The organism is Sphingobium bisphenolivorans (genome assembly GCF_000412635.1).
Lineage (GTDB): Bacteria > Pseudomonadota > Alphaproteobacteria > Sphingomonadales > Sphingomonadaceae > Sphingobium > Sphingobium bisphenolivorans.
Genome location: NZ_ASTG01000010.1, coordinates 1 through 14,096, shown reverse-complemented (window position 1 = coordinate 14,096; position 14,096 = coordinate 1). Strand labels below are relative to the sequence as shown.

Sequence of the window (14,096 nt, the reverse complement as noted above, 5' to 3'; positions counted from 1 at the left end):
GATGTTGAACTTCGCCCTTACTGCCCAGTTGCGCCCGGTGCTGCTGATCCTGCTGTTCATCGGCATCGTCGCGCTGGTCTATGGCATATCGGAGATGATCGCGCGCAATGCCAAGGTGCGCAGCCGGCTCGACGTGGTGAGCGACGGCACGCGCGCGGCGCAGGGGAGCGGGCACAGCCTGCGGGGCGAGCGCAACAATAGCGAATGGAAGAAGCTGGTCGACGGCATCGAGAAGATGGGCATCTCGCTGGTCGACACGAAGAATGACAGCCTGCGCAAGAAGCTGATCGCGGCGGGCTATGGCTCGCCCGAAGCGCCGAAGATATTCACCTTCATCCGGCTGGTGCTGACCTTTGTGCTGCCGGCTCTCTTCGTGACGCTGGCGCTGAGCAAGCCCGAGCCGCCGAGCCCGATGAAGCTCTACTTCTTCGCGGTATCGATCGCGGTGCTGGGGCTGTACCTGCCCAACCTGTTCATTTCGGCCAAGGCGGCGCGGCGGCAGGAGGCGATCGTCCACGGCTTTCCTGACGCGCTGGACCTGATGCTGGTGTGCGTCGAGGCGGGGCTGGGGCTGGAGGCGGCGATGGACCGTGTGGGCCGCGAACTGGCGCTTGCGCATCCGCTGGTGTCGGCGACGCTGGGCAAGGTGGTGCTGGAACTGCGCGCGGGGCGCAGCCGGGCCGATGCGCTGCGGCGGATGGCGGATGAGGTGGACGTGGACGAGATCCGATCCTTCGCGACGCTGCTGATCCAGTCGGACCAGCTGGGGTCGAGCGTGGGGCAGACGCTGCGTGTCTATGCCGCCGAAATGCGGGAAAAGCGGCGGATGCGGGCGGAGGAGAAGGCACACCGACTGCCGGTGCTGCTGTCAGTGCCGCTGGTCGCGTGCATGCTGCCGGTGATGATCGGCGTGCTGATGCTGCCGGCGGTGGTGCGGGTGGTGCGGGAAATCCTGCCTGTCATGACGAGATAGCGAGGGGGACGGGGGCGTGAGGAAATGGACTTTGGCAGTCGCGCTGATCGCGGCGACAGCGGCTTGCAGCGCGCCCCGGACCGGTGTGCTGTCGGTCAAGGCGGTCAATGATCAGCCGTCAGGTGCGGGTGACGCGCTGGCGCGCGGGGATGTGCTGTTTTCGCGCGGGGAGTATGCGCTGGCGCTGGACGCCTTCCGCAAGGCGGTGCGGCAGGACGCGAATGATGCGCATGGGCTGAACGGTGTCGCGATCAGCTATGCCGCGATGGGCCGCCATGATCTGGCCCGCGAATATTTCGAGCTGGCGCTGGCCCGTGCGCCGCAGGACGGCCGCATCAGCCGCAATTTCGCGCGAAGCCTGGAAGCGCAGGGACTGCGTAGCGAGGCGCAGGCGCTGTTGGCCGCCGGGGGATCGGCAGCCGGCGTGCCCAAGGCAACGCGGCCGACGCTGGCGCAGCTGGCGATGGAGGGCGTGCGGCAAGCGGCTGTCCGCGTGGCCGGACTGGCGCAACCGGAACTGGAGCGCATGTCGCTCAGCGAAGTGCGGCTGCGGACGGGGGCGCCGCAACTGACCGCGCGGATCGTCGTTGCTGATAGTGCTGGCGGGCAGGCCAGGCTAGCCGCGTCGGGGCTGACGACAGCCATCCAGACGGTTGCCACGTCGCAGGTCGCGCGGGCGCGCAAGAGCGAGAAGCTGCCGTCGGTGGCGCTGGACAGGCTGCTCGCCTGCCAAGGCGCTGCTGGCGCTGATTCCTCGCGGGTGCGGCTGCCAGCTACGGGCCTTTCGATCGATCTGACAAGCGACAAGATGCGTACCAGCGCGGCGTCGTGCGCGGCGCTGGCCGGGGGGGATGCGCGCGGTGCTGCCCGCATGCGGAAAGACGCGCGGGGATGATCTGGCCGCTCCTGCTGGCAGCGGCCGTCCCTGCAGCGGCTGACGGACCGGCGCCTGCGCCCGCATCAGCGCCGGCGATCGACTATGCCGCCCTTGTCAACGATGCCATCGATGGGGGGCGGATCATCCAGGCGCAGGCGATGCTGGCGCAATGGCGCAGCGGCCCTCGACCGGCAGAGCAGCCGGCAATCGAGGTGGTCACGGCCCGGCTCGCGCTGGAGCGACATAAGGATGAGGAAGCCGCCGCTCGTTTCGCGGCACTAAGCGCGGCCGGAACGAGCGACTGTCGTGCCGATGAGGGGTGGGGCGTGGCGTTGCTGCGGCTCGGCCGGGCGCAGGAGGCGGTGGAGCCGCTCAGCCGCGCCGTTGCCGCCTGCGCGAACCGCTGGCGGGCGTGGAATGCGCTGGGCGTCGCCTATGACACCCAACAGGCATGGGCCCGGAGTTCCGCAGCCTATGAGCGCGCCTTTCAGCTGACCGACAAGCCGGCGCAGGTGCTGAACAATTATGGCCAGTCGCTGCTGAAGCAGGATCAGCCGGCGAAGGCCGCGGCGATCTTCGAAAAGGCGCGGGAACTGGCGCCGGGCGACACGCGCATTATCGCCAATCTGGATGCCGCCTATGTGCGGTCGGGGCAGGAAATCGCGCGCCGCCCGGGCGACAGCGCCGATGAGTGGGCGCAGCGCCTCAGCCATGCGGGTCAGGTCGCGCTGGAAATGGGCGAAGCGGCGAAGGCGCAGGCTTATTTCAGCCGCGCGGTGACGGAGGCCGACAGTTTCGCGCCGAAGGCGGCGGCGGCGCTCGCCAAAATGGGAAATCAGAAGCCATGACCAAGGAACTGATGCTGCTGGCCGTTTCGCTCGTTCTTGCCGCAGCGGCAGTCGAGGACATGGCACGCCTGCGGATATCGAACATCTTTCCGCTGCTGGTGCTCGGCCTCTTCGCAGTCTGGGTCGGCGTGGTCGGATGGGAAAGCGACATATGGCGCAACGGCACGGTGTTCGTCGCCGTCTTCGCGCTCGGCTGTGGATTGTTCGCGATGCGCTGGATGGGCGGGGGCGACGTCAAGCTGCTGGCGGCCTGTTCGGTCTGGTTCGACTGGGCGGGCGTGCTGCCTTGGTTCGTCTATGTGACGATGGGCGGCGGCCTGCTGGCGCTGCTGATCATGGCGGGGCGGCGCATGGTGCCGCAATCGGTGCGCAGCAGCAGTTCGCTGGCGATCTTCGCGCCCAAGGGGCCGATCCCCTATGGTGTCGCGATCGCGGCGGGAACGATCATGGCGCTGTATCTGGCGGGACCAAACCCGAGCGGTGCGGCGCGGCTGCCGGATTTTGTGCAGGGATTATAACGGTCTGCGAGTTTTGGCGCTGCTTGTGGATGTGTCACCCCGGATCAAGTCCGGGGTGACGTTGTAGATTTTCGTTAGTCTCGCCTCTCCTTCACAGGAGAGGCTTTAGTCTTGTTCAGCGCCCCATGCCGACCGCGGGCATGTCGCTGTCCATCGACATCATCATGATGATGAGTTCGGAACGCGACTTGATGTTCAGCTTCTGGAAGATGCTGTGCAGGTGAACCTTGACCGTGCCTTCGGTGAGGCCGCAGCGGGCGGCGATTTCCCGGTTGCGCAGGCCGGAGCGGATCAGGCCGGCGATCTCCAGTTCGCGCTCGGTCAGCGCATCCAGCACGTTTGACTCGTTGGCGGGCGAGGAGATGCTGTGGACCAGCGCCTGCTCCATGACGAAGGGTGCGATGCTCTTGTTGCCCCTCATCACCTGATCGATGCAGGTGAGCAGTTCATTGGGATCGCTGTCCTTCAGGACGACGCCATCGACGCCGAGCTTGATCGCCTCCAGCGTTTGTTCGGGACGGATATGCACCGTCATGAAGATGACCGGGACGGTGCTGCCGCTGTTGCGCAGGGCCGTCAGGATCGCGAGGCCGCCGCCGCTCTTCATGCTGACGTCGAGGATCAGCAGGTCCGGTTCGCCCGTCTGCATCCGTTCCAGCGCTTCCTCCACCGAACGGGCGCAGAACAGCACGTCGTGCCCCTGCGAACTCAGGAACTGGGCCATGCCGTCCAGGAAGATGGGGTGGTCGTCGACTATCGCAATCTGGGCCATCATATTGGGGACCTTGGCAAGGAGGAGGGTAGTCTGATGGAAATCAGTGAATTCATGCTTAAATTGTGAAAATAGGCCGTGCCACCAATTTTGGTGAGACGCTTTGTAAGCGATTGAGACTGAAGCTCAAAATCACCGGTATAGCTTTCCCGCGCAGGCGCCCTGGGGCCGGGATTATCCTTTAGCGCGATCAAAATCTCTTCATCTACCTTCGCGATCGAGACGGTGATGTGCCGCGCGCCGGCATGTTTGACGGCGTTGGCCGCGACCTCCCGGATCAGATATTCGACCTCCGCCGCGGTTTCGGCGGACACGATCATCGAGCGTTCGGTGAGGTTGAGGCGGCAGTCGATCGCCCATTGGAGCGCGATGAAGCGGCAGCAGCGCTCCACTTCGCGGACCAGATCGACGCTGCTTTCCGACGATGTCTTATGCTCGCTGAGCAGCCGGCGCAGGTGTGCCTGTTCCGCCGTCACCAGCTCTTCCATCGACTTGAGTTCCGCCAGCTGTTCTGGCGCATCGGCGGCGGTGGAAAGGCCGTGAATGGTGGTGACCAGCCGGACGCGCAGCGCGGCCAATGTCTGCAGCACGCTATCGTGCAGATCGCGGCTGAGCGCCTGACGCGCCTCGACAAAAGTGCGTTCACGCCAGGCGAGGAAGAAGAAGTGCCGCTCCAGGAACAGGTCGATCCCCTCCTGTATGCGCAGGGATCGCAGCAGCAGGGCGGGCGACCAGCCATGGCTGGTGCCGACGAACAGGCGCCCGCGCAACTCGCCGGCCTGCACGTAGAAGCTGGAGCCCTGACCGGCGCCGAACACGTCGAGCACGGCATCGGCGAGGTCGGCGGAGCGTTCATGCCGCAGGATGCCCAGCCGGTTCCGCAGCAGCAGGCGCGAACTGTGGGTGGCGTAGAGGAAGGGCGCCTCCCGCGGGGTGACGCCGAGCAGGCTGTCGACCTGCTTTTGCGGCAGGGTGAGGTGGCGCACGCCGTCGGCATCGCCGAGCACGCAATGGACGGCATCCTCGTCCGCATCCTCCCACAGGAAGGCGCAGTAACGGGCGGCCATCAGCTGCGACACCTGTTCGATGATGAACTGTTCGAGCGACTTCTGGAAGGAGAGGCCCACGCCCTGCAAACGTTCCGTCCAGCTGATGAGACGCTGTTCGAGGATGGACATGCTGAGTATCGACGCGGCGATGACGCAGCCGATCAGGACGGTGAGGCTGTCCACCGCCCGATCCGTGCCGGCGAGATGTCGGGCCGAGCTCCACCCCTCATAATAGCCTCGAGCCATGAAGGTGAACATCAGGCAGGCGACGATCACGACGATGGCGCCCCGGCCGAAACGGTCTGACGCGGACCATGCGACGAAGAACAGGCATCCGAGCGCGGCGATCTGCAGGGGTTCGCAGAGCGCGATCACCGTCAGGAAGATGATGAGATCGAGGATCAGGAACAGCGGGCGCAGCAGCAGGCCGAAGGGGGGCGTCAGCGAATGCTGCGCGATGCTGATCGCCGCCCAGATCCAGATGCCGCTTTTCAGCAGCAGCGAGACTTCCGCGAAATCGGCTTCGTTGCCGAGGATCGCGCCGACCTGCCATGTGGCGGCAGCGCAAAAGGCGACGCGAGAGATGGCAAATCCCAGCGTCGGCGAACGTCCCAGCCATAGCACCAGGCGATCCATCATGGATGTGGTCGCCAAGGGCATTCCAGTCATGGTGAAATTTGTCCCCCGACAGCTCCCACGTCAAAAAAGTTTGCGCATGGACAGGGGCGAAAAGCAACCAATATTGGTGTCATGACGCGGCTGTTCCGCCCGATTTCAGGACAGATGGGATGATGGCGCCTTCTGTTTTCGGGCGATAAGGGTGGCCTCATGGCGACGCTCATCACCCCGGCCATTGTCTGTGCGTTGCGGGCGCATGGCGAGCATGGTGCGATCGCGCGCCTGCTGACGCCCGACCATGGGCTGACGGCGGGCTATGTGCGCGGGGGGCGGTCGCGGGCGCTGCGCCCCGTGCTGCTGCCGGGCAATGCCGTGAAGGCGGAGTTTCGCGCGCGTACCGAGGAGCAGCTTGCCGGGCTGACGGTCGAGCTGGAGCATAGCCGCGCCCCGTTGCTGGCCGAGCCGCTGCCCGCCGCTGCGATCGATTGGGCCTGTGCGCTGACGGCGGCGGCGCTGCCGGAAGGGACTCCCTATCCGGCGCTGTACCAGGCGCTGGACGGCGTGCTGGGCGCGGTGGAGGCGGCTCCGGCGGCGCGGGGCTGGGCGGTGGCGCTGATCCGATATGAGTTGCTGATGCTGGCGGAGCTTGGCTTTGGCCTTGACCTTGGGCGCTGCGCGGCGACGGGAAGGCAGGGCGATCTGGCCTATGTCAGCCCGCGCAGCGCGGCGGCGGTCAGTCGCGAGGGGGCGGCCGGCTATGAGGATCGGCTACTGCCGCTGCCCGCTTTCCTGCTGGAGGGCGGCGGCGGGGATTGGCCCGCGATACTCGACGGATTGCGGCTCACCGGCTTCTTTCTGGAGCGGTCTGTGCTGACCGACTGGCGCGCCGATGTGCTGGCGGCGCGGGAACGGCTGGTCGATCGGCTCAAGAGAGCGGTTGCCTAAACCCTTGCGCGCGCGGCGGGGGCTTCATAAGGGGCGGGCACGAGATGGAAGGAGTTGCCCCATGTTGATCGCCCTGTTCCCCGGAGATGGTATCGGCCCGGAGATCGTCGCGCAGGCAAAGCGCGTGCTGGACGCGCTGGCGATCCCCGGCCTCACCTATGAGGAGGGGCTGGTCGGCGGCGCGGCCTATAAGGCGGTGGGCCATCCGCTGCCGCCCCAGACGCTGGAACTGGCAAAGCGCGCCGATGCGATCCTGTTCGGGGCGGTGGGCGATCCGAGCTGCGACTCACTGGAGCGGCATCTGCGGCCTGAACAGGCTATCCTTGGCTTGCGTAAGGAACTGGGGCTGTTTTCGAACCTGCGTCCGGCCAAGGTCTTTCCCGAACTGGCGGACGCCTCTGCGCTCAAGAAGGAGGTGGCGAGCGCCATCGACCTCCTGATCGTGCGCGAGACGAATGGCGACGTCTATTTCGGCGAGAAGGGCATGCGCAAGACGCCGGAAGGGCTGCGCGAGGGCTATGACATCATGTCCTATAATGAGGAGCAGGTGCGCAAGATCGCGCATCAGGGCTTCCAGGCGGCGGGCGCGCGCCGGGGCAAGCTCTGCTCGGTCGACAAGGCCAATGTGCTGGAGACGAGCCAGTTGTGGCGCGACGTGGTGATCGAGGTGTCGGAAGACTATCCGGATATCGCACTCAGCCACATGTATGTCGACAATGCGGCGATGCAGCTGGTGCGCGATCCGGGCCAGTTCGACGTGATCGTCACTGGCAACATGTTCGGCGATATCCTGTCGGATCAGGCGAGCATGTGCGTGGGGTCGATCGGCATGCTCGCATCGGCGACGCTCAACGACAGCAATCAGGGTCTGTATGAACCGATCCACGGCTCCGCGCCGGATATTGCCGGGCAGGGCAAGGCCAATCCGCTGGCAACGGTTCTGTCGGCGGGCATGATGCTCCGCTACTCGCTGGGCATGCCGGAGCAGGCTGACCGGATCGAGGCGGCTGTCGCCAAGGCGCTTGCCAACGGCGCGCGCAGCTTTGACCTGGGCGGCACGATGAGCACGGTTGAAATGGGCGACGCCGTGCTGGCGGCGCTCGCGTAAGGAACAGGCGATGAAGCGCAAGAGCGGGCAGGACCCGGAGATCACGAAGAACTGGCGTCCGGCCACTCTGGCGGTGCGCGGCGGCAGCGCGCGCAGCGAATATGGCGAGACGTCCGAAGCGCTGTTCCTGACCAGCGGCTACAGCTATGACCGGGCCGAGGACGCCGCCGCCCGCTTCGCTGGCGAGCAGCAGGGCATGACCTATTCGCGGCTCCAGAACCCGACGGTGGAGATGCTGGAGAAGCGTATCGCGCTGCTGGAAGGGGCGGAGGCGTGCCGCTCGACCGCGAGCGGGATGGCGGCGATGACGGCGGCTCTGCTCTGCCAGCTGTCCGCGGGCGACCATGTCGTGGCGGGCAAGGCGCTGTTCGGCTCCTGCCGCTGGCTGACCGACACGCTGCTGCCCAAGTTCGGGATCGAGACGACCACCGTCGATGCGACCGACAACGCGGCCTGGGAAGCGGCGATCCGGCCCAACACCAAGGTCTTCTTCTTCGAGACGCCGGCCAATCCGACCATGGACGTGGCGGACATGGCGGCGATCTGCGGCATCGCCAAGGCGCATGGCATCGTCAGCGTGGTCGATAATGCCTTTGCGACGCCCGCGCTCCAGCGGCCGATGGAGTTCGGCGCGGATGTCGTCGCCTATAGCGCGACCAAGATGATGGACGGGCAGGGCCGTGTCCTTGCCGGCGCGATCTGTGGCACCGAAGAATTCATCATCAACACGCTGCTGCCCTTCCACCGCAACACCGGGCCGACGCTTGCCGCGTTCAACGCGTGGGTGGTGCTGAAGGGGCTGGAGACGCTGGACCTGCGTATCCGCCGCCAGAGCGAGAATGCGCTGAAGGTCGCGAAATTCCTGGAGGGCCGAGTGGCGAAAGTGCTCTATCCGGGACTGGAGAGCCATCCGCAGCACGCGCTGGCAATGAAGCAGATGGAGATGGCTGGCCCTATCTTCTCGCTCTATGTCGGCGGCGGACGGGCGGAGGCGCATGGCCTGCTCAACGGCCTAGAACTGGTCGACATCAGCAACAATATCGGCGACTCACGATCGCTGATGACGCATCCTGCCTCCACCACCCATTTCGGCATGGCGGAAGCGGCGCGGCTGGAGGTGGGCATCACCGAGGACATGCTGCGCCTCAACGTGGGCCTTGAAGACCCGGACGATGTGATCGAGGATCTGGATCGTGCGCTGAAGTCGATAGGGCGTTGACGAATTAGGGGGAGAAAGCGCATTTCTGACGTCGTGAACGCACTTTTCCCCTTCCATGCGACCACGCGCGATATCAACGTGCATGTCGCCGTCACCTTCCTGCCTGAACAGTCGGAGCCGGACCGGGGCCGATGGTTCTGGGCCTATCATATCCGCATAGAGAATGACGGGGATCAGCCGGTCCAGCTGCTGACCCGTCACTGGGTCATTACCGATGGGCGCGGCACGCAGCATCGGGTCGATGGAGACGGGGTCGTGGGGGAACAGCCAGTGGTGCAGCCGGGCAAAAGCTATGACTATGTGTCGGGCTGCCCGCTCAACACGCCGACCGGCTCGATGAAGGGCCATTATCACATGATCGGCGCCAGCGGCGAGACGTTCGACATCGCCATTCCGCATTTCGCGCTGATCGCGCCGGCGGTGGCCGAATGAAGCGTACCCATTTGCCGCTGAACGGCCTGCGCGTGCTGGATGCGGCGGCACGGCACCTGTCCTTCACGCGCGCGGCGGACGAACTGGCGGTGACGCCGGCCGCCGTTGGGCAACAGATACGTGCGCTGGAGGACCTACTGGGCGTCGTTCTGTTCCGCCGCACGCCAAAGGGGCTGGAACTGACGGCGGAAACCGAAGCGGGCCTCGCCGCCCTGCGTGCGGGCTTCCTGGAGTTCGAGGAGGCGGTGCGCGCCATGCAGGCGGGCCAGTCCAGCTCCTCGCTCACCATCGCCGCGCCGCGCGACATCACCGCGAAATGGCTTCAGCCCCGCCTCGCCGGCTATGCGGCCAGCCAGCCGGACCTCAAATTCGCGTTGGTGGCGGCGGACGAGACGCTGGACTTTACCGAGGCCAATCTCGACATAGCGTTGCGCCTGGCCGACGGAGCGGGCGAGCATGAGGGCATCAAGCTGGGCGAAGCCGCATTCGTGACGGTGGAGGCAGCGGCCGGCGGGCCTGAGCATCGGATCGACTGGCCAGGGTGCCCAGATTCCGACGGCGCGGCGACGATCCGGGTGGCGGACGCGGGCCTTGCCATCGAGGCGGCGGCAAACGGCTTTGGGCGCGCTTGCGTGCCGATGCTGCTGGCGGAGGCCGACATTGCTGGCGGACGTGTGCGGCAGATCGGGGATGCGCTGCCATCGCCGCTCGCTTATTGGCTGATCGCGCCTCTGCCCCAATGGCGCCAGAAGAAGGTCAAGGCCCTGGTCGACGCTCTGACCAGCTGAACGCCCTTGATCGGCGGATGAGCGTCCGGGATCGGATGATGCGGAGGAGGGGAAATGATCTTTCGCGGCAGGAAGGGAGCGGCGCTGGGCCTTGGGCTGTTCCTCGGGCTCGCTTCGCCTTTGCAGGCGCAGGCCCCCTACATCCCCGACGTAACCGAGGCGCGGGAGAAGCAATGGCGCCAGTTCGTGGCCGAGGCGCAGGCGGCCTATGCTGCTGGCGACGCAAGCGGCGTGAACAGCTCGCGCATGGCGCTGGCGATTGCCGAGAATCTGTTCGGCCCTGACGACCCGCGCACGCTGGTTTCCGCCAATGATCTTGCCCTGCAGCTGGAAGCAACGGGCCGTGTTCGGGAGTCTGAAGGCCTGCTGCGAAGGGTATTTGAGAGCGCGCGTCGGACGCGGGGAGAGGATGATCCCACGACCCAGCTGGCGCTGGAAAATCTGATCGACTTCTATATCGCGCGCAAACGCTATGACATGGCGGCGCCGCTCGCCGACTATGCGCTGAGCAGTTTTCGTCGGACGACCGGTAAGGAGAGCCAGCGCAGCCAGCGGATGGCAAAGCTGATCGCGTCGCTGCCCAAGGCGGAAAGTGGACGGGTGGAGGCTTCCGAAGAAAAGAAAGTGGGACAGTCCTTGCCCAATACCGTGGAAAACACGGTGGAAAAGACGACGACCAAGAATTCGGCCCAACAGTAAAGACCCGTGAAACGGCGCTTTTTTTCCCAGAGGGGGCATTATTAACCAAAGTTATAATTCATCTGTGCAATTGTGAGCCGCAAGTTAATCGTTATTGCTGCGCCCATCGGAGGGGGACTGAAGTTTCCATAGCTTATCGCTGGTCGATCGACCTGTCGAAGCCTGGAAGTGAGAGACGGCTCCGAACGATAAGCCTATGGGTCGCAAAGGGCGGGCGGCCGGTGTCATGCCGGTCGCCCGTTTCGTCATCGGCAGGCTCGATCGTCACCGGCCTTGAGCAGCGGGACCCCGGATCAAGTCCGGGGTGACGAAGCGGGACATGTCTTATGAGACTGCTGAGCTTGCCCCGTAGGGAATGACATGCCGGCTGATTGGACATCATTGCAACCATCGAAACGGGCGAACTCGCCATCGGAAACGCCGCCCACGAAACCGCCGAGTCGATCGAGTCGGGCCTGTCGTTCACCATCAAGCTTAACTGGATTAAGTTCGCGGCATAGGCGGCTCGATATAGACCGGCGCTTCCAACTATAACGTTCGTAATAGAGCCAAAGTTATTTTTTCGCGTCTACAGCATTAAAATGGTTAACAAAAGTTGAAACTTCGTGACTCATTTAGGGACCGAAGAATAAAACCGGGCATCGGGTCAGTAGATAAAAATCTTGATGATTAACCGGGGTGGTGTCGGACGCTGAATACGTCCGGCAGCGGCAGATTGCTGACAACGGGCACTAGCTGATCCGCTAATGCCATGATGTCTGGGAAGGCAAGGTTCGTGCGCGGAAATGGCGTTTCGGACATGCTTCCTTGCGCGCGTCTTCCTGCCCCATGGCGACAAGTTGGGGATGGACAATGGATTTCGAGCGCGATTGGAATGCCGAGGGCGACGCCGACCGCCAGCAGGCGCTGCATCCGGAAGCGGCTGCGGCTCCGAAGGCCAAGCACATCCACCATGCGAGCGCCCAACATGCGGGCACGATGCGTACCGTGGCGCCGGATGCCTCGGGCGTGGTCGTGCTGCCCGCCGGCACCGACATCAACCAGATCGAAGTGGCTGGCCGCAACTTGATCGTCCATCTGCCCGACGGCACGGAGCTCGTCATCCTGGATGGCGCGGTCTTCACGCCGCGCCTGGTGGTGGGCGATGTTGAAATTCCGGCGGTGAACCTGGCCGCGTTGCTGATCGGGGAAGAGCCGCAGCCCGCCGCAGGTCCGGCGCGCAGTTCCGGCGGGAATTTCATCGGGCCCGATGGAGATGTGGGCGACCCGCATGGGCTGGGCGACCTGCTGCCCCCAACCGAGCTGGTCTTCAGCGAGCCCGAACAGCGCGAGATCCTGCCCTTCGCACCCGGCAGCGAGCCGGAAGTGGTCATCGTCACGCCTAACCAGCCAGCCGGCGCGATCGACGCGACGGCAGGTGTCAGCGAAGCAGGATTGCCCGCGCGTAACGGCGAGCCCGCCGGTACGGCTGCCGCAACCGATAGCGAACGCACCAGCGGCACGATCCAGATCACGGCGCAGGACGGCCTTGCCGGCATGACCATCAATGGCGTGGCGATCACGACCGTCGGCCAGACGATCACGACGCCGCTGGGCGTGCTCACCATCACCTCCATCACGCCAGCCGCGATCGGCTATGATTATGTGCTCAGCGACAATGTCGTTGGTGCGCCGCCGGCCGAGGTCTTTACGGTCGTAGTGACGGATGATGATGGCGACAGCGCCACCGCCACGCTCAGCATCGCGATCGCTGACGATGCGCCGCAGGCGCGGAGCGATACGGATCTGGTGGCGGCGGGCACCTATGGCCCCGAAATCGGCAATGTCGTGACGGGCGCGGGCACGACCTCGGGCGCTGTGGGCGCCGATGTGAGCGGCGCGGACGGCTTTGCCGCGGCGGGGGCGGTGGTCGGCGTGGCGGCGGGCTCCGGCGGGGCGGCGATCGACAGCGCCACTACGGTGGGCCGCGCCATTCAGGGCCAATATGGCGTGCTGACGCTGAACAGCGACGGCAGCTACAACTATGTCCGGTCAGCCGGCACGCCCGGCGGTGTCAGCGACAGCTTCACCTATACGGTTCGCGATGGCGACGGCGACCTGTCGCCCGCGACGTTGACGATCAACATCGGTGACAGCGGCTCGATGATCACCTCCGTCCCGACCTCTGGCGCGGGCACGCTGGTGGATGAATCGGGGCTGGGCACCGACAATCGGCCGGGCGAGTCCCCCGGCTCCAACGCGCCCGCGCTGATCGAGACGACCAGCGGCACCATCACCTATGTTGCGCCCGACATGCCGGCGACGGTGGCGATCAACGGCGTGACCGTGACCGCCGTGGGCCAGCAGATCAGCGGCACGAGCGGCACGCTGACGATCACGGGCATCGCGCCGGGATCGATCACCTACAGCTATACGGTAACCGACAACACGGCGGGCGATAACGTCACCGACAGCTTCACCGTCGTGGTGACCGACGTCGATGGCGACAAGTCTGCCCCGGCCGATCTGGTTATCACCATCAAGGACGACGTGCCGACGGCGCAGGACGACGTGGTCCAGCAGCAGGCCGAAAACGCGCCGGTCGTCATCAATGTCTTCGCCAACGACGTGTTCGGCGCGGACGGCGTTGACACGCACAATGCGGCGAAGGTCACGATCGTCAGCGGCCCTGCCGCAGGCGGCGTCAGCTATGATGCATCGACCGGGCTCTTCACCTTCACGCCTGCGCCTGGCCAGGAAGGCACGGCAAGCTTCGTCTATCAGATCGAGGATGGCGATGGCGATAAGTCGCAGGCCACCGTCACCATCACGCTCCAGCCGGACTCGACCCCGACCGTGCAGGTCGGCGCGGAGGCCGATACGCAAGTCGATGAGGCGGCGCTGAACCCGAACGGCTCAAACGCTGCCTCCAATGCGGAAACGGCGACCGGCGCGCTGGTGGTGACGACCGGCAACGACAGCGTCGGATCGCTGGTGGTGGGCGGTGTCGACGTCACCAACGGCGGCGTGGTGAAGGGCGCTTACGGCACGTTGGCGGTGACCGGTTCGCCGGCGGCCGGCTATGGGTATAGCTACACGCTGGAAACGAGCACGTCGGGCGACAACAGGCATGACGACTTCGCCGTGACCGTGACCGACAGCGATGGCGATCCGGCCTCGACGACGCTCAGCATCGCCATCGTAGACGACAGGCCGCAGGCACTCCCCGACACCGATGCGGTGGCTGCGGGCAGCTTCGGGCCTGAAGCGG

At 65.3% G+C, this 14,096-nt stretch carries 14 protein-coding genes; 12 read left to right on the top strand and 2 right to left on the bottom strand.

Going from position 1 to position 14,096, the window contains the following annotated elements; translation table 11 throughout:
• Nucleotide 1 precedes the first annotated feature (1 nt).
• The 4 genes from L858_RS0108850 to L858_RS0108835 are packed head-to-tail and all read left to right on the top strand — an operon-like array spanning nucleotide 2 to nucleotide 3,216.
• Nucleotides 2-973, top strand: coding sequence for a type II secretion system F family protein (locus L858_RS0108850; protein WP_022682793.1), 972 nt, complete (start codon nucleotides 2-4; stop codon nucleotides 971-973).
• A 31-nt stretch (nucleotides 974-1,004) separates the two neighbouring features.
• Nucleotides 1,005-1,868, top strand: a complete 864-nt coding sequence (locus L858_RS21665) for a tetratricopeptide repeat protein (protein WP_051132621.1) — start codon at nucleotides 1,005-1,007, stop codon at nucleotides 1,866-1,868.
• Nucleotides 1,865-2,698, top strand: a complete 834-nt coding sequence (locus L858_RS0108840) for a tetratricopeptide repeat protein (protein ID WP_022682791.1) — start codon at nucleotides 1,865-1,867, stop codon at nucleotides 2,696-2,698. Before L858_RS21665 ends, L858_RS0108840 begins: the two co-directional genes overlap by 4 nt.
• Nucleotides 2,695-3,216: an A24 family peptidase gene (locus L858_RS0108835; protein WP_022682790.1), complete on the top strand. Its 522-nt coding sequence runs from the start codon at nucleotides 2,695-2,697 to the stop codon at nucleotides 3,214-3,216. The genes L858_RS0108840 and L858_RS0108835 overlap by 4 nt, the downstream gene beginning before the upstream one ends.
• 115 nt (nucleotides 3,217-3,331) lie before the next feature.
• On the opposite strand, the gene L858_RS0108830 is transcribed toward L858_RS0108835, so the two are convergent.
• Entirely contained in the window at nucleotides 3,332-3,991 is a 660-nt protein-coding gene (locus tag L858_RS0108830; protein WP_022682789.1) for a response regulator, read from the bottom strand.
• Nucleotides 3,988-5,697, bottom strand: a complete 1,710-nt coding sequence (locus L858_RS0108825; protein WP_022682788.1) for a sensor histidine kinase — start codon at nucleotides 5,695-5,697, stop codon at nucleotides 3,988-3,990. The genes L858_RS0108830 and L858_RS0108825 overlap by 4 nt, the downstream gene beginning before the upstream one ends.
• A gap of 168 nt (nucleotides 5,698-5,865) precedes the next feature.
• Between L858_RS0108825 and recO the strand changes: the two genes are divergently transcribed.
• The 8 genes from recO to L858_RS19880 form a co-directional block, all read left to right on the top strand.
• Nucleotides 5,866-6,600, top strand: coding sequence for a DNA repair protein RecO (gene recO / locus L858_RS0108820; protein ID WP_022682787.1), 735 nt, complete (start codon nucleotides 5,866-5,868; stop codon nucleotides 6,598-6,600).
• A gap of 61 nt (nucleotides 6,601-6,661) precedes the next feature.
• The gene (gene leuB / locus L858_RS0108815) at nucleotides 6,662-7,708 is read left to right on the top strand and encodes a 3-isopropylmalate dehydrogenase (RefSeq protein ID WP_022682786.1); all 1,047 of its coding nucleotides are present in this window, start codon (nucleotides 6,662-6,664) and stop codon (nucleotides 7,706-7,708) included.
• 10 nt (nucleotides 7,709-7,718) lie between these two features.
• Complete coding sequence (locus L858_RS0108810) at nucleotides 7,719-8,927, top strand: trans-sulfuration enzyme family protein (protein WP_022682785.1); 1,209 nt, start codon at nucleotides 7,719-7,721, stop codon at nucleotides 8,925-8,927.
• 33 nt (nucleotides 8,928-8,960) lie between these two features.
• Nucleotides 8,961-9,359: a Co2+/Mg2+ efflux protein ApaG gene (gene apaG, locus L858_RS0108805; RefSeq protein WP_022682784.1), complete on the top strand. Its 399-nt coding sequence runs from the start codon at nucleotides 8,961-8,963 to the stop codon at nucleotides 9,357-9,359.
• Nucleotides 9,356-10,147, top strand: a complete 792-nt coding sequence (locus L858_RS0108800) for a LysR family transcriptional regulator (RefSeq protein ID WP_022682783.1) — start codon at nucleotides 9,356-9,358, stop codon at nucleotides 10,145-10,147. Before apaG ends, L858_RS0108800 begins: the two co-directional genes overlap by 4 nt.
• A 54-nt stretch (nucleotides 10,148-10,201) precedes the next feature.
• Complete coding sequence (locus tag L858_RS19885) at nucleotides 10,202-10,846, top strand: tetratricopeptide repeat protein (protein WP_022682782.1); 645 nt, start codon at nucleotides 10,202-10,204, stop codon at nucleotides 10,844-10,846.
• A 371-nt stretch (nucleotides 10,847-11,217) separates the two neighbouring features.
• A complete protein-coding gene (locus L858_RS22415; RefSeq protein ID WP_022682781.1) occupies nucleotides 11,218-11,346 on the top strand; it encodes a hypothetical protein in 129 nt (42 codons plus the stop codon).
• A gap of 352 nt (nucleotides 11,347-11,698) precedes the next feature.
• Nucleotides 11,699-14,096, top strand: a 2,398-nt coding sequence (locus L858_RS19880; protein ID WP_193742858.1) for an Ig-like domain-containing protein, incomplete at its 3' end; no start/stop codon positions are given.

What these genes read in the sequence shown, in the direction of transcription:
- L858_RS0108850 (WP_022682793.1), top strand. Translation starts at nt 2, where the DNA reads ATGTTGAACTTCGCCCTTACTGCCCAGTTGCGCCCGGTGCTGCTGATC.
- L858_RS0108840 (WP_022682791.1), top strand. Translation starts at nt 1,865, where the DNA reads ATGATCTGGCCGCTCCTGCTGGCAGCGGCCGTCCCTGCAGCGGCTGAC.
- L858_RS0108835 (WP_022682790.1), top strand. Translation starts at nt 2,695, where the DNA reads ATGACCAAGGAACTGATGCTGCTGGCCGTTTCGCTCGTTCTTGCCGCA.
- L858_RS0108830 (WP_022682789.1), bottom strand. Translation starts at nt 3,991, where the DNA reads ATGATGGCCCAGATTGCGATAGTCGACGACCACCCCATCTTCCTGGAC.
- L858_RS0108825 (WP_022682788.1), bottom strand. Translation starts at nt 5,697, where the DNA reads ATGCCCTTGGCGACCACATCCATGATGGATCGCCTGGTGCTATGGCTG.
- recO (WP_022682787.1), top strand. Translation starts at nt 5,866, where the DNA reads ATGGCGACGCTCATCACCCCGGCCATTGTCTGTGCGTTGCGGGCGCAT.
- leuB (WP_022682786.1), top strand. Translation starts at nt 6,662, where the DNA reads ATGTTGATCGCCCTGTTCCCCGGAGATGGTATCGGCCCGGAGATCGTC.
- L858_RS0108810 (WP_022682785.1), top strand. Translation starts at nt 7,719, where the DNA reads ATGAAGCGCAAGAGCGGGCAGGACCCGGAGATCACGAAGAACTGGCGT.
- L858_RS0108800 (WP_022682783.1), top strand. Translation starts at nt 9,356, where the DNA reads ATGAAGCGTACCCATTTGCCGCTGAACGGCCTGCGCGTGCTGGATGCG.
- L858_RS19885 (WP_022682782.1), top strand. Translation starts at nt 10,202, where the DNA reads ATGATCTTTCGCGGCAGGAAGGGAGCGGCGCTGGGCCTTGGGCTGTTC.